This window comes from Micromonospora sp. CNZ286 (assembly GCF_014207755.1).
In genome coordinates this window covers 3,734,932-3,751,290 of sequence record NZ_JACHIZ010000001.1, presented here as the reverse complement: position 1 = coordinate 3,751,290, position 16,359 = coordinate 3,734,932, and the positions used below count along the sequence as shown (strand labels likewise).

13 protein-coding genes and 1 riboswitch (1 of these 14 only partly in view) are annotated in these 16,359 nt (G+C 75.0%); of the genes, 8 read left to right on the top strand and 5 right to left on the bottom strand.

Translation table 11 applies throughout. The features are described 5' to 3' along the window. Nucleotides 1-13: 13 nt before the first annotated feature. The 3 genes from FHX31_RS17055 to FHX31_RS17045 all read right to left on the bottom strand — a co-directional run bounded on the left by FHX31_RS17055 (nt 14) and on the right by FHX31_RS17045 (nt 2,089). Nucleotides 14-637, bottom strand: coding sequence for a LysE family translocator (locus FHX31_RS17055; RefSeq protein WP_013285791.1), 624 nt, complete (start codon nt 635-637; stop codon nt 14-16). 3 nt (nt 638-640) lie between these two features. Beyond that, nucleotides 641-1,153 carry an acyl-CoA thioesterase gene (locus FHX31_RS17050; RefSeq protein ID WP_030268885.1) on the bottom strand — a complete coding sequence of 171 codons (513 nt, stop codon included), beginning with the start codon at nt 1,151-1,153 and terminating at the stop codon, nt 641-643. Nucleotides 1,154-1,284: 131 nt separating this feature from the next. After that, a riboswitch (cobalamin riboswitch) is annotated at nt 1,285-1,492 on the bottom strand. Nucleotides 1,493-1,522: 30 nt separating this feature from the next. Further along, on the bottom strand, nt 1,523-2,089 hold the full coding sequence (locus FHX31_RS17045) for a DM13 domain-containing protein (RefSeq protein ID WP_184976753.1): 567 nt from the start codon (nt 2,087-2,089) through the stop codon (nt 1,523-1,525). Nucleotides 2,090-2,190: 101 nt separating this feature from the next. Here FHX31_RS17045 and FHX31_RS17040 point away from each other — a divergent pair, with 101 nt between their 5' ends. Continuing rightward, nucleotides 2,191-2,889, top strand: a complete 699-nt coding sequence (locus FHX31_RS17040; protein WP_047891490.1) for a response regulator transcription factor — start codon at nt 2,191-2,193, stop codon at nt 2,887-2,889. 8 nt (nt 2,890-2,897) lie between these two features. Then, a complete protein-coding gene (locus tag FHX31_RS17035) occupies nt 2,898-3,914 on the top strand; it encodes a sensor histidine kinase (protein WP_184977805.1) in 1,017 nt (338 codons plus the stop codon). 9 nt (nt 3,915-3,923) lie between these two features. Here the strand turns inward: FHX31_RS17035 and FHX31_RS17030 are convergent, their stop codons facing one another. Further along, nucleotides 3,924-5,561, bottom strand: a complete 1,638-nt coding sequence (locus FHX31_RS17030) for an ABC-F family ATP-binding cassette domain-containing protein (protein WP_041784318.1) — start codon at nt 5,559-5,561, stop codon at nt 3,924-3,926. 117 nt (nt 5,562-5,678) lie between these two features. Next, a complete protein-coding gene (locus FHX31_RS17025) occupies nt 5,679-7,829 on the bottom strand; it encodes a hypothetical protein (RefSeq protein ID WP_184976752.1) in 2,151 nt (716 codons plus the stop codon). Between the two features lie 81 nt (nt 7,830-7,910). Here FHX31_RS17025 and FHX31_RS17020 point away from each other — a divergent pair, with 81 nt between their 5' ends. From FHX31_RS17020 to FHX31_RS16995, 6 genes are all read left to right on the top strand, one after another. After that, nucleotides 7,911-8,675 (top strand): thioesterase II family protein, encoded by a 765-nt coding sequence (locus FHX31_RS17020; RefSeq protein ID WP_486481681.1) that lies wholly within the window; start codon nt 7,911-7,913, stop codon nt 8,673-8,675. Between the two features lie 161 nt (nt 8,676-8,836). Continuing rightward, a complete protein-coding gene (locus FHX31_RS17015; RefSeq protein WP_114921248.1) occupies nt 8,837-9,850 on the top strand; it encodes a class I SAM-dependent methyltransferase in 1,014 nt (337 codons plus the stop codon). Next, a complete protein-coding gene (locus tag FHX31_RS17010) occupies nt 9,847-12,474 on the top strand; it encodes an amino acid adenylation domain-containing protein (RefSeq protein WP_184976750.1) in 2,628 nt (875 codons plus the stop codon). Before FHX31_RS17015 ends, FHX31_RS17010 begins: the two co-directional genes overlap by 4 nt. Further along, nucleotides 12,455-13,606 carry a potassium transporter TrkA gene (locus FHX31_RS17005; protein WP_184976749.1) on the top strand — a complete coding sequence of 384 codons (1,152 nt, stop codon included), beginning with the start codon at nt 12,455-12,457 and terminating at the stop codon, nt 13,604-13,606. Before FHX31_RS17010 ends, FHX31_RS17005 begins: the two co-directional genes overlap by 20 nt. Beyond that, nucleotides 13,603-14,958: a DUF6002 family protein gene (locus FHX31_RS17000; RefSeq protein ID WP_091328648.1), complete on the top strand. Its 1,356-nt coding sequence runs from the start codon at nt 13,603-13,605 to the stop codon at nt 14,956-14,958. The genes FHX31_RS17005 and FHX31_RS17000 overlap by 4 nt, the downstream gene beginning before the upstream one ends. Next, nucleotides 14,955-16,359, top strand: the 5' portion of a protein-coding gene (locus tag FHX31_RS16995) for an amino acid adenylation domain-containing protein (RefSeq protein WP_184976748.1). Its footprint extends 944 nt past the window's final position; the window shows 1,405 of its 2,349 coding nt (coding positions 1-1,405); its start codon is at nt 14,955-14,957; its stop codon lies beyond the right edge, outside the window. The genes FHX31_RS17000 and FHX31_RS16995 overlap by 4 nt, the downstream gene beginning before the upstream one ends.

Genomic DNA, 16,359 nt, shown 5'->3' with positions numbered 1-16,359 from the left:
GCCCCGGTACGCCTCAGCCGGCGGCCAGCCGGACGCCGAGCGCGACGAAGGCGACAGCGCAGAGCCGGTCGACGCGCCGTGACCAGCGGCTGTCGCCCCACCGCCTGGCGAACCGCCCGGCGCCCACCCCGAGCGCCAGGTCCACGGCGAGCTGCACCGCGACGAACAGCACGCCGAGCAGCACCAGCTGCGCCGCCACCGGGCCCGCCTCGGGCCGGACGAACTGCGGCAGGAACGCCACACTGAACAGGATCATCTTCGGGTTGAGCAGGTTCGTCAGCAGCCCGCGCCGGAACGCCCGCCCGGCACCGCCGTCCGGCCGGTCCGCCGGGGCGCCGGGCCGGCCCGTGCCGCGCAGCGCCCGCAGGCCCAGCACGATGAGGTACGCCGCACCGGCCCACCGGATCGCGGTGAACAGCACCGGGGACGCGGCGATCAGCGTGGCGAGCCCGGCCACCACGGCGGCGACGTGCACCGCCTCCCCGGCGGCGACCCCGAGCGCGGCCACCGCGCCCGCCCGTGGGCCGTACCGGGTGGCGTTGGCGAGCACGAACATCATGTCCGGCCCCGGGGTGAGCATGAGCACCACGATGGCGGCCAGGTAACCCGCGAGCGTGGCCGCCGACAGTCCGAGCACCGGTCAGCCCTCCCCGGCGCCGTCGAGCAGCGCCCGGCGCAGCGCCAGCCGGTGTTCGCGCCGGATCTGCGCCTCCCGGTAGCGCCGCCGGTCGCCGTCGGTCTCGGCGTGCAGCGGCGGCACCGGCCGGGGCTGCCCGTCGTCGTCCACCGCCACCATCACCAGGTGCGCGGTCGCCACGTCCACCGGCGGCACCGCGCGGTCCCACCGGTCCGCGCTGACCTTCACCGCCACCTCCATCGAGCTGCGGCCGGCCCAGGTGATCCGGGCGTCCACGTGGACCACGTCCCCGACGCGTACCGCCCGAAGGAACGCGGTCTCGTCGATGGCGGCGGTGACGGCCGGGCCGTCGGAGTGGCGGGCGGCGACCACACCGGCGACCGAGTCGATCAGGTTGAGGATGCGCCCGCCGTGGACCGTGCCCATCAGGTTGGTGTGGTGCTGGTCCATGATCTGCGACAGGGTCAGGTGCGAGGCCGACGGTGGTCGGCCGGTGAGCGTGATGGTGTCGGGCACTGTGCGGTTCCGTCCTCGCAGAAGCGGACCGCCGACCGGCCGGGGTGTGCACGTCGAGGACACGCCGACGGCCCTGCGTACGACGTGTCACCCGCCCGACCCACCCGCGAGGTCGACGGCGGCGCGCACCGGTGGTACGCGCGACGCGGGCGGGTCTTCGGACTCGCGGGCGTGACACGAGGTCGCCTACTGGCCGTCGCTTCCCAGGCCGGTGGCCCAGTGCTGTTGACGGCTGTCGTTCCCACTCACCGCTGCGGGGCAGTCCCGGATTCCCACCGGGTTCCCTCTTACGACACCCGGCCGTCGCCGACCGGGTGAACCAGCGCTCCCCGCAGCGTAGCCCAGCGTCCGAGGCCGGCGGCACAGGCGTCAGGCCGGCGCCGATCCCGTCACAGCGGCAAGCGGCGCCGCGCCGAACGACACCGCGAACCGCTTGCACCAGATCGACACGCTGCGCAGACCGTCCAGGTCCACTGACGCCGGGATGTCGTACGCCTGGTCGCCGATGTTGCCCTTGAGCCGGCCCAGCTCGATCCAGCGGCCGTCGTCGAACACCTGCCAGCCGGCCCGGCCGGGCAGCACCTTCCGGTCGGTGAGCCACACCCGCAGGTCCGGCCCGTCGGAGGTGTCCAGTCCGCGCAGGAGCAGCTGACGGCGGCCGTCGGCGAGACGGACGAGCTGCGCCCGGCCGGACGTGTCGTGCTCGTGGGTGACGAAGTCACCGGCGGCGAGCACCACGTCGGCGGGCGCCGCACCGGTCGGCGACGAGCCGGTCGTGCCGGCCGGCGCCGGTGAGGGCTCCGCCACAGTGGGCAGCGTCTCGCGTACCTCGCGGTCGGTCACCAGCCGCCACGGCTGGAACAGGTACAGGCTCACCCCGAGGCCGGTGACGGCCACCACGGCCAGCACCGACAACACCACACGTCTTCTGCCCATGCTCCGACGGTAGGCGCGTAGCCGGCGGAAAGATCTTTCCGTCCGCTTACGGGTCGACCGCGGGCCGCCGCACCGGGACGCCGATGGGTAGCGTCTGGCCCATGGGGCGCTACGTGCTCGTCGTCGACGACGACCGGACGGTGAGCGACGTCGTCCGGCGCTACCTCGAACAGGACGGCTGCCGGGTCCGGCTGTCCTTCGACGGGCCGGACGCGCTCGCCGCGGCCGAGGAGGAGCCGCCCGACCTGGTGGTCCTCGACCTGATGATGCCGGGTCTCGACGGCATCGAGGTGTGCCGGCGGCTGCGGCGCCGGCTGCCCGGCCTGCCCGTCGTCATGCTCACCGCGCTCGGGGACGAGGCCGACCGGGTCGCCGGGCTGGAGGTCGGCGCGGACGACTACGTGACCAAGCCGTTCTCGCCCCGTGAACTCGTGCTGCGCATCCGGTCGGTGCTGCGGCGCGCGGCCCCGCAGGACCGGGGACCGACAGGGGTGCTGCGCGACGGCGACCTCACCGCGGACACCGACCGGCGCGTCGCCGAGCGCGGCGGGCAGCCGCTGTCGCTGACCGTACGGGAGTTCGACCTGCTCGCGTTTCTGCTGGCGAACCCGGGACGCGCCTGGTCGCGGGCCGAGCTGCTGGACCGCGTGTGGGGCTGGCGGTTCGGCGACCAGTCCACAGTCACCGTCCACGTCCGGCGGCTGCGGGAGAAGATCGAGGACCACCCGGCGCAGCCGCGCCGCATCGTCACCGTGTGGGGCGTCGGTTACCGGTACGAGCCGTCGGCGGCGTCCCGGTGAACGAACTGATGGTCATCGGGCTCTACGCCCTGCTCGCCGGCGCTGCGGTCGGCGCGATCGGCGTCGGCGCGCTGCGGCTGGTGCGCCACCGGTCGATCCTCGCGCACATCGCGGTGCTGCTCGCGGTCACCATCGCCTCGGTGACGGCGGGCGTCACCGCCGTCGCCCAGGCCATGTTCCTGTCCGCGCACGACCTCCAGGTCGTCCTCGTCACGGTCGCCGCGTCCGCGGCGCTCAGCCTGGCCGTCGGGGTGGCGTTCGCCCGCCGCCTCGCCCAGGCGGCGGTCTGGGCCGACCAGGCCCGGCAGCGGGAACGGCAGCTGGAGGCCGGCCGCCGCGAGCTGGTCGCGTGGGTCTCCCACGACCTGCGTACGCCGCTGGCCGGGCTGCGGGCGATGGCGGAGGCACTGGAGGACCGGGTGGTCGACGAGCCGGCGGCGGTGGCCGAGTACCACCGCCGGATCCGGGTCGAGACGGACCGGATGACGCGCCTGGTCGACGATCTGTTCGAGCTGTCCCGGATCACCGCCGGAGCGCTGCGGCCCGCGCTGTCCCCGGTGCCGCTCGGCGACGTGGTCTCCGACGCGATCGCCGCCACCGCGCCGCTGGCCGCCGACCGGCGGGTCCGGGTGCTCGCCCCGGAGACCGGCTGGCCGACCGTCCGGGCCGCCGAGGCCGAACTCGCCCGCGTCGTGACGAACCTGCTGGTCAACTCGGTGCGGTACACGCCACCGGACGGCACTGTCCGCATCGACGCCGGACGGGACGACGCCGACGCGTGGCTCGCCGTCTCCGACACCTGCGGCGGCATTCCGGAGGCGGACCTGCCCCGGGTGTTCGACGTGGCGTTCCGGGGCACCCGGGCCCGTACCCCCGCACCGGCCGGCGCCGACGAGGCGGCACCGGCCGGCGGCGGGCTGGGCCTGGCGATCGTGCGCGGACTGGTCGAGGCGCACGGCGGGCGGGTGCACGCGCACAACGTGACCGGCGGGTGCCGGTTCGTGGTCCGCCTGCCGGCGGTCTGACCGGGCCGCTCAGCCGGCGTCCGGGGGACCGGTCTCCACCAGGCGCCCGTCCGCCAGGCGCAGCCAGCGGCCCACGTCGATCGCGGCGAGGAACCGCTCGTCGTGGCTGACCACCAGCAGCGCGCCCCGGTAGGCGTGCAGCGCGCTCTCCAACTGCCCGACGCTGACCAGGTCGAGGTTGTTCGTCGGCTCGTCGAGCAGCAGGAGCTGCGGGGCCGGTTCGGCGCCCAGCACGCACGCGAGCGTGGCGCGCAGCCGCTCCCCGCCGGAGAGCACCCCGACCGGAAGATGCGCGCGCGGGCCGCGGAACAGGAAGCGGGCGAGCAGGTTCATCCGCTGCGCGTCAGGGGCCTGCGGCGCGAACGCGGCCAGGTTCTCCGCCACGGTACGGTCCAGGTCCAGCAGGTCCAGCCGCTGCGACAGGTACGCGATCCGGCCGTCCGCGCGGGTGATCCGGCCGCTCTCCGGCTCCAGATCGCCGTCGATCAGGCGCAGCAGCGTCGACTTGCCCGCGCCGTTGTCGCCGAGCAGGGCGATCCGCTCCGGACCGCGGATCGTCAGGTCGACACCGTCGGCGGCGAACAGCGACCGCTCACCGTGCCGGACCCGGACCCGTTCGGCGGTCAGCAGCGTGCGTCCGGCCGGGACGGTGGTGGCGGGCAGCTCCACCGTGATCGTCTTCTCGTTGCGCAGCGCCCGCTCGGCCTCGTCGAGCCGTGCCCGGGCGTCGTCGACCCGCCCGGAGTGCATCTCGTTCGCCTTGCCCGCCGCCACCTGCGCGTCCCGCTTCAAGCCGCCGGCGACGATCCTCGCCAGACCCGCGTTCTTCAGGTTCCGGGCGGCGTTGCCGGCTCGCCGGGCCGCCCGTTCGCGGGCCTCCTGCAACTCCCGCTTCTCCCGCTTGAGGTCCTGTTCGGCGCTGCGGACGTTCTTCTCCGCCACCTCCTGCGCGGCCCGCACGGCCGCCTCGTACGAGGTGAAGTCGCCGCCGTGGAAGCGCATCTCACCGCGGTCGAGTTCGGCGATGCGGTCCATCCGGTCCAGCAGCGCCCGGTCGTGACTGACCAGCAGCAGGCAGCCGTGCCACTGTTCCAGCACGTCGTAGAGCCGGTGCCGGGCGCCCAGGTCGAGGTTGTTCGTCGGCTCGTCCAGCAGCAGCACGTCGGGCTGCTTGAGCAGTTGCGCCGCCAGGCCGAGGGAGACCACCTGCCCACCGCTGAGCGTGCCCAGGCGCCTGTCGAAGGCGAGGTCGCCGAGGCCGAGCCGGTCGAGTTGCGCGCGCGTGCGTTCCTCGATGTCCCAATCGGCGCCGATGGTGGTGAAGTGCCTCTCGTCGGCGTCGCCGGCCTCGATGGCGTGCAGCGCCGCGATCAGCGGGGCGATCTCCAGAACCTCGGCCACGGTGAGGTCGGCGGCCAGCGGCAGGCTCTGCGGTAGGTAGCCCAGCACGCCGTCGACGGTCACCGACCCGGCGGCCGGGCGGTACTCGCCGGCGATCAGCTTGAGCAGCGTGCTCTTGCCGGCGCCGTTCGGCGCGACCAGTCCGGTCCGGCCGCCGCCGAGGGTGAAGGAGAGGTTCTGGAAGACCGGGGTGTCGTCCGGCCAGGAGAAGGTCAGGTTCGAGCAGACGACGAAGGAATCGGACATCAGGAAGACGACCTCAAGATGAGGGCGGGCGGACCTCAGCCGCCCGGCGGGGGACACGGTCTCGGGGTACGACGGAACGACCACGGCGCTCGCCTGCGGTCGGTCACATGTCCGGTCTCACCCGGAGATGTCGTCGTCACCCGCCATGTCTGGTCTCCCTGCCTGCCTGATCGCCACTGGATCACTCCGGTCCACCGTAGCACCGGCGGTGGTCGCCAGGCGGTCCTGCAGACGGGCGTGCCGGAACTGGTAGACCGGCCCCACCGTACGCAGCACCGACCGGCGGTGCGCGTCGTCGAGGAACCGGAGCAGCCGCAGCGGCGCCACCCCGGTACGGCGCAGCTCGACCATGACGAGCAGGGCGCGCCAGGTCTGCGAGGACGTCACGCCGAGCAGGAAGCCGCCGACGATGCCACAGGCGATGCCACCTTCCGCCGACCCGGCGAGCCGCCCCACCAGGCCACCCAGGACACCGAGCACGGACCCGAGCCAGAGGCCGCCGCCCACCGCGGACCACAGGTCCCGCCGCCAGGACAGCCGCGACGACACCGGGTCGTCCTCGCCCGCCGAGCCGGCCATCGCCAGGTACAGGCCCAGGGAGAGGCAACCGAGAAAACCGGCCGCGGTGAAGGCGAGGAAGACCGGGAAGGCCCGGCCGGACCCGATGCCTGTGACATCGGCGCACGCGGCGACGAGGAGCCCGAAGAAGCCCAGGAACAACGCACCGGTGAGCCCGGCGCCGAGCACGCTCTCCATCCGCTGACGGCTGACCACCCGGCTCCATCTGATCCGGCGGAGCCGCAGCGGACGCCGGCCGATCAGCACGTCCCGGGACAGCTTGGCGGTGAACGTGAGCACCAGCCCGAACGCCAGCCCGGCCAGGACGCCGAACGCCGGCCCGGCGAGCAACCCCGCGCTCAGTCCGGCGCCGAGACCGGTGACGAGCACCGTCGTGACCGCGTACAGGTCCCAGGAGGTGAACGACGCCAGGTGCCACCACACCAGATCGCGGCTGCCCGCCAGGTTCATCAGGTGGGCGAGGTGACCGAGCCAGCGCGCCGCCTGCGCAGCCGTGTAGCGCGGCTCCGGCACGCCGGGCTGGACGGCGTACGCCGCGGGAAGCACCCGGTCGAGCAGGGCGTCCTCCACCGCCTCCCGGCTGTGGTAGCTGTCGAGCAGCTCCGCGGCATCGTCGTCGGTGGTCACCGTGTCCCGGAACAGGCTCAGCATCAGCGGGCTGCGCAGCGCCTGCGCGACGGGACTCTCAGGCCGGTCGCGCACCTCGTCCACCAGCCGCTGCCACCCCGGCGGCAACGGCTGGGTCCGGCTCCGGGTGACGTACGCGGCGATGTCCGCGCCGGTCAGCGGCTCCAGCTCCAGGGCGGCGGCGCCGGAGAGGTGCCGGGCTGCGGCCACCGCCTCCACCAGCTCGCGGCTGCGGGTCGTCACCACCAGCCGGAACGTGGTCTGGACGTCGAGCGCGCGCAGGGCGACCGGTCGCAGGTCCGGCGGCAGTTCGTCCAGCCCGTCCAGGAAGAGCGCCACGTGCCCGCCCGTGACGAGCCGGCGGGCCGGTTCGAGCCCGCCGAGGACATCGTGATCGGCGGCCAGCCGGGCGGCCAGCCAGTCGGCGACCGGTTGCCGGCGCGGATCCCAGCCGGACACGGTCAGCAGCACCGGCACGGGTACCCGTGCGCGTTCCTGCTCCGGCAGGCGCTGCCGGTGCTCCAGCGCGTCGATCAGCAGCAGGACGACCGCTGCCGACTTGCCCGCCCCGGGCCGGCCGAGCAGCAGGAGGCGGCCGGAGCCCAGGCCCGCGTACACCCGGAACAGGTCGTGCAGGTCGCCGTGGGCGAGGTCGGCCGCCCGCACCGGCGGGACGGCCGGCAGGGGCGGGAACCGGACCAGGTCGCCCTCGGTCGCGGCGGCGTCCACCGGCCCGGTGACCGGCCGGTCCGACCACCGCCAGTGGACCCGGATCGGAACCGGCGCCCACAGCCCGCGCTCGGTCGCCGCGCGGCTCCACTGCGCGAGGACGGCGGCGGCCAGTTCGTCGGCCGCCCGCTGCGCCTCGGGGCCGTGGCGGCGTGCGCCCCGGTGGTTGCGCCGCCACAGCCAGCCCAGGATCGGCCCGCCGGCCGCCAGGACGGCGAGGACCGACTGCAGCAGGGTGAGCTGCCGGTCGGTGGCGTTCGGCAGCCAGGCGACCGACGCGCCGAGCCCGGCCGCGACGAGCATCGCCAGCACCGACCAGACCCCCCGCCGCATCCCGGTAGTGTGCCAGCCGGCCGGCTGTCCACACAGGCCCGTCCGCCGAGCCGGGAGTGTTCCGGCCCTATGCTCCTGGCCATGTCCCAGGTGAGTGCGAGCCGCTGGTTCGGGCCGGCCGGTTCCCCGGCCGGCGACGCCCAGGTGTTCGTCTTCCCGTACGCCGGTGGCGTCGCCGCCTCCTTCGCGCAGTGGCGGGAACTGGCCGCGCCGGAGCTGTCGGTGCAGGTCGCGCTGATGCCGGGCCGGGGCGCCCGGCTGCACGAGCCACCCGTGGACGACCTCGCGGAGCTGGTGGACGCGCTGGCGACAGCCGTCGTCGAGCGGGCGTCCGGGCCGTTCCTGCTGTTCGGCCACAGCCTGGGGGCGCTCGTGGCGTTCGAGGTGACGCGGGAGCTGCGCCGTCGCGGCGCGCCCGCGCCGCTGGCGTTGCTGGTCGGCGGCGCGGAGGCGCCGCAGACCCGGCTGGTACGGCGGCGCGTGCACGACCTCGACGACGCCGGTCTGATCGAGGCGTTGCGCGACTTCGGGGCCACGCCGGCCGCGCTGCTGGCCGACCGCGACCTGATGGAGCTGATCCTGCCCGGGGTACGCGCCGACTTCGCGCTGTCCGAGCGGTACGCCTACCGTCCGGAGCCGCCGCTGGAGGTGCCGGTGCACGTGCTGCTCGGCGACGGGGACGAGCACGTGGACCGGGACCGGGCCGCGGGGTGGGCCCGGGAATGTGTCACCGAGCCGCGATGGCACGTGTTTCCCGGCGGGCATTTCTTCCTTACCGACCATCTGCCGGAAATCATCGACCTAATGCGACACATCGTCGCCAGTCACACCCCTGTGGCGGAATAAGCGACAAAGAACAGGTAAGGACTCGTACCCGTACCGGACCTTCCACAATGTCCGGTATTCGACCTGGTGAACGGCCGAGAAGCGGTGTTAAAGTTCGCCATCCGTTCGCCGAAGGGACGTCGCTGACGAGGCGGCATACTGTCGCGTGCGCCGAGGTGTTCATGAGCCGGCCGTACCTTCCGTCCCTGGTCCTGCGCGATTACCTGCACACCGTGGCGACCCTTCACCCGCAACTGCGCGAGCTGCTCGACTTCGGGCGTCCCGGCGCCGACGAGGCCCTGGCGGAACTGGCCGGCACGGTCAGCGAGTTCGACACCGACTCCACCGGCCGGGGCGATTCCTACCGCCGGGCGCAGCGGGACACGCTCGTCCGCTGGACCGGCATGCGGCGGCTGCTGGACCTCGCCACCCCGGACGCCGCCGCCCCGGTCACGCTCATCCTCGACGTGCTCGGCGGCGACGGCACAGTGGCCCGCGCCGCGAGCAGCCAGTCCGCCTGCTTTGAGTCCAAACTGGCGTTCATCACCGGGGACCTGTCCGGCCACATGGTCGACAAGGCACTGGCCCACGGCCTGCCCGCCGTCCGCCAGGCCGCGCACTTCCTGTTCCTGCGCGACGCCGGCGTGGACGCGGTGCTGCTGGCGTACGGCACGCACCACATCCCGGCGGCCCGGCGGCCGCAGGCGGTGGCGGAGGCGGCCCGGGTGGTCCGCCCCGGCGGCCGGATCGTGCTGCACGACTTCGACGAGTCCAGCCCGATGGCCGGGTTCTTCGGCGAGGTGGTGCACCCGCACGCCGCCGGCGGCCACGACTACCGGCACTTCAGCCGCGCCGAGCTGACCGGCCTGTTCACCGCGGCCGGGCTGCCGGTACGCGTCGTCGACCTGTACGACCCGCTGATCGTGCGCGCCGACAGCGCCGAGTCCGCCTCCGCGAGCATGCGCGACTACGTCGGCGACATGTACGGCGTACGCGACTACTTCGCGACGCTCACCGACGACGAGGTGTGGCAGCTCCTGACCCGCCACTTCGACCACACCGGCTACCTGGCCGGAATCGGCCGCGACGACGTGCCGGCCCGTCCGCTGGTCTACCGGGCCGACGGGCAGTTCGTGGCCGAGGTGCCCCGGATGGCGATCGTCGCGGTCGCGACGAGGACGCAGGTAGCGCCGTGACCGGCCCGCGCTACCTGACCGACCTGGTGCACCGGCCCGCCGGCGCCGGCGGCGACCGGCCCGCGATCGTCGGCCCGGACGGCGAGCTGAGCTACACCGCGCTGTGGGAGGGGGTCGGCGCGACGGCCGAGCTGCTGCGCCGCGCCCGCGTGCGGCCGGGTGACCTGGTGGGCCTGTACCTGCACCGGTCCGCCGACTACGTCACGTCGTTGCTGGCGACGCTCGCGGTGGGCGCGGTGGCGGTCCCGATCGACCCCGAGCTGCCCTCCGGCCGGGCCGAGCAGATGCTCGCGGCGGCCGCGCCCCGGCTCGTCCTGTACGCCGACCGTCCGCCCGCCGTCGCCGCGCCCGCGTCCACCGGGTGGCGGGACGTGCGTACCGCGCGGGCCGGGTCGCCGGCCGACCTGACCGATCGCACCGGCTGGCTGCCGCCGGGTGAGCACGCCGCGCTCGTGCTGTTCACCTCCGGCTCCACCGGCCGGCCGAAGGGCGTCGTGCTGCACCACGCCGGTCTGGTCAACCGGCTGGCCTGGGGTCACGAGTGGTTCGGCTTCACCGCCGGCGACCGGGTGCTGCACAAGGCGTCGATCGGATTCGACGCGTCGGTGCACGAGATCCTCTCGCCGCTGATCGCGGGCGGCGCCGTGGTCGTCGCCGGGCCGGGCCTGCAGTTCGACAGCCTCGGGCTGGTCCGGCTGATTCAGCGGGAGGCGGTCACCACCGCGCACTTCGTACCGACGATGTTGCGGCACGTGCTCGACGAGCCGGAGTTCGCCGGCTGCGTCACGCTGCGGCGGGTGCTGTGCGGCGGCGAGGCGCTGGACATGCGGCTGGTCCGGCGGCTGCGCGAGCTGCTGCCGTGCGGGCTGTTCAACGGGTACGGCCCGAGCGAGACGTCGATCAACGTGTCCTACTGGGACTGCGCCGAGCCGTACGCGGGCAGCATCGCCCCGATCGGCCGGATCATCGACGGCGTCACCGCCCACGTGCTCGACGACGACCTGCGCCCGGTGCCCGAGGGCGGGACCGGCGAGCTGTGGATCGGCGGGGTCGCGGTCGGGCTCGGCTACCTGCGCGACGACGAGCGGACGGCGGAGCGCTTCCGACCCGACCCGGCGCGGCCGGGCGCGCGGCTCTACCGCACCGGTGACCTGGTGCGGATCGCGCCGCAGGGCTTCCTGGAGTTCCGCGGCCGGGCCGACGACCAGGTCAAGATCCGGGGGGTCCGGGTGGAGCCGGGCGAGGTGGCAGCCGTGCTGCGCGAGCATCCGGCAGTGCACGACGCGGTGGTGGTGACAGTCCCCGACGCCGAGGACGGCCCACGCCTGGTCGGGTACGTGGTGCCGCAGCCCCGGCAGGCCCCGGCGGCCGGCGGGCTGCCGCGGTTCCCGCTTCCGAACGGCATGGCGGTCACGGCGGCGTCGCCGGACGAGGCGGTCTTCCTCTACCGGCAGATCTTCGACCAGGCCGAGTACGCCCGTTTCGGCGTCCGCGTCGGCGACGGCGCCGTGGTCCTCGACGTCGGCGCCAACATCGGCCTGTTCTCGCTCTGGGCGTCCCGGCAGGCGCGCGACGTGCGGCTGGTGGCGGTCGAACCGAACCCGGACACGTTGCCGTACCTGCGCGCCAACCTCGGCCTCTACGCCGGGTCCGCGTCGGTCGTCGAGGCCGCCGTGACCGACGCGGCGGGCACCGCCGAGCTGACCTCGTTCCCCGAGCTGAGCTACCTGTCCGGCCTCGGCGCCGACCGGGCCGGCGCCGCCTCCGACCTGGTCCGGTCGCACTACCGCCACGGCGGCGGCGACGCCGACGAGACCGAACAGGCAGCGCTCCTCGCGGACGCCCGCCGCCGCCTCGCCCCGGTGGCGCACGTGGTGCCGACTGTGACGCTGTCGGACCTGCTGGACCGCTTCGGGCTGGACCGCGTCGACCTGCTGAAGATCAACACCGAGGGTGCCGAGCTGAGCGTGCTGCGCGGGCTGCGCCCCGAGCACTGGCCCCGCATCCGCCAGGTCTGCCTGGAGGTCGAGCGCAGCAGCGTGACCACCCCGCGGGTGCGCGAGCTGCTGTGCGCTGCCGGGTTCGAGGTGCACGACATCGGCGACTGGAACGTCGGCGCGGACGCCGACGTCAGCTACGTCTACGCCGTACGGCCGCAGGACCCGCCACCCGCGGCGACGCCCCGGGACGAGCCCGCCGACCACCTGCTGACCACCGGGCTGCTCCAGGGCTACCTGGCCTCGGCGCTGCCGCCCGCGATGCGCCCGGACCAGATCGTCCTGGTCGACCGGCTGCCCCGCCTGCCCAACGGCAAGGTCGCACGGCTGGAGCTGCCACCGCCACCGCCCCGGCCCACCGGGCCTGCTGCGGAACCCGGCGGCGGCGCCCTCACCGACCGGTTGCGCGAGGCGTGGCGGGCCACGCTCGGCGTCGACGCGGTGCACGACGACGACACGTTCGTCGCGCTCGGCGGGCACTCGCTGACCGCGCTGCGGATGGCGCTGCGGGTACGGGAGATGGCCGGGCTGGAGGTGTCCCCGGCGAGCTGTCTGCGCGCCGGGTCGTTCGCCGACTGGGTCGACCGGGTCACGGAGGCGGGACGCGATGTCAGCCCGGTCCGCTGACGCGCGGCACGTCGTCGTGGTGGGCGCCGGCCGGCTGGCCCGCTCGCTGTGCCACGCCCTGGCCGCGACGCCCACCCCGGCGCCGCTGCGCGTGACGGTCCTGGCCCGCGACCCGGACGCGGCGCACGCGCTCGCCCGCGCCGCGCGGGTGCGCGCCACAGTCGCCGGAACCCCCGTCGCCGTCACCGCCCGGCCGTTCACCGCCGAACCCGGCGCCGGCCCGGGGGAGGGGTACGCCGCCGACGCCGCCTCGATGGCCCGGCTCCGGCCCGACGTGCTGGTCTGCGCCGCGTCCGCGCAGTCGCCGTACGAGCGGGCGGCGGCGCCGTCGGCCTGGACGGACCTGATCGCCGCGGCCGGCTTCGGGGTGACGCTGGCGTTGCAGGCCGAACTGGTGTCCCGGCTGGCCGTCGCGCTGGCCGGCGGCGCGCCCGGCGCCACGCTCGTCAACGGCGCGTTCCCGGACGCGGTCAACCCGCTGCTCGCCGCGCTGGACCTGCCGGCGCGCTGCGGCATCGGCAACGTGGCGACGCTCGCCGCGTGCCTGGACGCCGCGCTCGGCCGTCCCGGCCAGCGCCGGCTGGCGGTGCTCGGCCACCACGCCCACCTCGCCGCGCCCGGCCCGGACGACGAGGACACCGCCGAGGTACGCGCCTGGCTGGACGGCCGGCCCGTCCCGGACGTCACCGGGCTGCTCGCCGGGTACCGCGCGCTTCCCCGGCCGGAGCTGAACGCGCTCGCCGGGCACGCCGGGGCCGCCCTGGTGGTTGCGCTCGCCGCCGGTGACGAGGTGACGGCGAGCCTGCCCGGCCCGCTGGGACTGCCGGGCGGCTATCCGGTCCGGCTCACCGGCGGCCGGACCGAGCTGCGGCTGCCGGCCGAGCTGCCGGTGGCGCAGGCGGTCGCCTGGAACACCGCCGCCGGGCGCCGCGACGGCGTCGAGGTCGGCGGCGGCCACGTCCGCTACCCGGAGCGCGCCCGGGCGGCGCTGGCGGCGTACCGGCCCGACCTGGCCGGCGGCTGGCACGCGAGCGAGCTGCCCGAGATCGCCTGCCGGTTCACCGCCCTGCGTGACCATCTGCGAACGGTGCCGCCGGCGCCGGCCCGGAGTGTGTTGGAGGAAGCCCGATGACCGTGACCACCCCGGCCACCCGCAACATGATCACCGAGTACTACGACGTCATCGCGTCGGCGGTGCGCCGGTGCGGCGCGGTCCCCGGCGACGCGCCCGGCACGCCCGGCTTCGCGCCCGGCTTCGACCTGCCCGAGCTGACCCCCGCGGTACGCGAGTTCTACGCCGCCGCCACCGTCAGCTGGTCCCCGCTGGGCCACTACGGCGGGCACGACCTGACGATGCTCGACCTGACCGCCAACCCGGGCACCCGGACCACGAAGACGTTCGCCTCGATGGTGATCGTCGCCCGCGCGGTGGAGCACATCCGGCGTACCGGCGAGCGGCTGTGCATCGTCACCCCGACCTCCGGCAACAAGGGCGTCGCGCTGCGCGACTCGGTGGCCCGCGCGTACGCGGCCGGGCTGGTGACCCCGGAGCAGCTGTCCATCGTGGTGCTGGCCCCGGCGGCGACCCGGCACAAGTTCCGCCACGACGCGCTCGCCGCCGATCCCGCGACCCGTGCGGTCAACCCGCTGCTGCGGTACACCGGCGCGGACCCGGAGGGCGTGAAGGCGCTCGGCCGCGCGTTCGTCGACGAGTATGCCGCCACCGCGTACGACAAGCACGGCGTCACCCTCTGGTACACCCTCGACCTGCGCAACTACCTGGTCGCCGACGCCGCCCGGGCCGCGTTCGAGGCCGACGTGTCGCCGGCCACCGGTTCCCGCTGGCACGCGCACGCCGTGTCCAGCGCGTTCGGCCTGCTCGGCTACAACCTGGGTCGTGACGTGCTGGAGGCGGCCGGCGACGCCGACCCGGCCGACCGCCCCGGTTTCCTGCTCGTGCAGCATCTCGGCACGCCGGACATGGTGCTCAGCCTGCGCCACGGCTCGTTCGAGCGGGACCACTGCCCGGCGTACACGCTCGACGAGAGCCGGGGCGTCTGGACGCAGGACGCCGACCTGCGCTTCCCGGCCGTCACCGACGACCCGGCCGAGGTGCTCGACCCGACGTTCTACACCCACCGGCCGGTGACCTCCCCGGCCATGAACGCGCTCGTGCGGCGGCACGGCGGCGACGGCATCGTGGTGTCGCGGCGCGAGTGCGTCCGGCGCTACCCGGTCGCCCGGCAGTGGCTCGCCGACGCCGGCCTGACGCTGCCCGAGGACCCGGCCCGGCTGCGGGAGTGGTCGATCCTGATGGCGCTGACCGGCGTCTGCAACGCCGTCGACCGCGGCCTGGTGCCGGCCGGGCACGAGATCGTGGTGCACGGCACCGGCAGCTACTGCGACGACTTCCGGATCGCCGAGGCCGACGCCGAGGTGTCCACGCTCGCCGACGTGGTCGCCGCCGTCCTGGACCAGCGGTGAGCCCGTCCCCGCAGCCGCTCGGCCCGCCGCCGCGGCTCGCCGCCCGGGCGCAGGCCGCGGGCGTCGACCCGGCCGCCGTCGTCCTCACCGCCACGGCCCTGGTGGTACGCCGGTACACCGGATCCCCTGTGGTGACGCTGCGGCACGGCGACGACCCGGTGACGCTCGACCTGACCGCCGACGCGCCGATCCGGGAGTTGTGCCGCTCGCTGTGCCCGGCGCCGCCGGACCGACCGGTCGACGCCACCGTCGAGGTGAGCGCCGACCTGGCCGGCGTCACCGTGTCCGGGCTGCCCGCCGCGTACGCCGACGACCTCCGCGCCGACCTGGCCGAGTTCCTGTCCACGCTGGACCCGGACGCCTCGTCGGCGGGGGTGCTGCCGTCGGCCAGCTACGAGCGGCGTCCGGCGCCGGACCTCTGGCGGCTGCACGGCGGCGACGGCACCGAGGCCCATCGGGTCCGCGGCGACACCATCCCGGCCGCGTTCGCCGCGGCGGTGCGGGCGTACCCGGAACGGCCGGCGGTGCTCGCCGACGACGCGACTGTGACCTACCAGGAACTCGGGGCGGCAGTCGCCGCGACCGCCGAAGCGCTGGCCGGGACGGGTGACGTCACGGCGCCGGTGGCGGTGCTGTGCCGCCACGGCGTCGCCACGATCACCGGCATCCTGGCGGCGCTGGCGTCGGGGTCGCCGTACGTGCCGCTGGACCCGGCGTACCCGGCGGCCCGCCTGGCCGCGATGCTGCGCGACGCAGGCGTCCGGGCGATCGTCGTGGACCCCGGCCACGAAGGGCGGGCCGCCGCGCTCGCGGCCGGCGCCGGGCTGGAGCTGCCTGTCGTGTCGTTGCGCCGGGGCGAACCCGGCGTGCCGGTGCCGTCCGGGCCCGCGCGCCCGGACGACCCGGCGTACGTGCTCTACACCTCCGGGTCCACCGGGAAGCCGAAGGGCGTGGTGCAGAGCCACCGCAACGTGCTGTTCGGCGTCCGCAACCACGTGCGCAACTTCGCCGTCCGGCCGGACGACCGCACGAGCGTGCTCACCTCGTTCGGCTACGACATGGCCGTCACCGACACGTTCAGCGCGCTGCTGTCCGGCGCCGCCGCCGTCCCGGTCGACGTCCGCACGCACGGACTCGGCCACCTCACCGGCGCGCTCGCCGACCGGGGCGTCACCGTCTACCACTCCACCCCGACCGTCTTCCGGTACGTGGTGGCGAGCCTCGGCGAGCACGGGCGGCTGCCGTCGGTCCGCGCGGTCGTCCTCGGCGGCGAGGAGGTCACCCGGCACGACGTGACGCTGGCCCGGCGGTCGTTCGCGCCGGGCGTGGTGTTCGTCAACGGGTACGGCACCACCGAGATCAGCTTCGCCGCGCAGCACCACCTGCCGCCGGACGCCGACC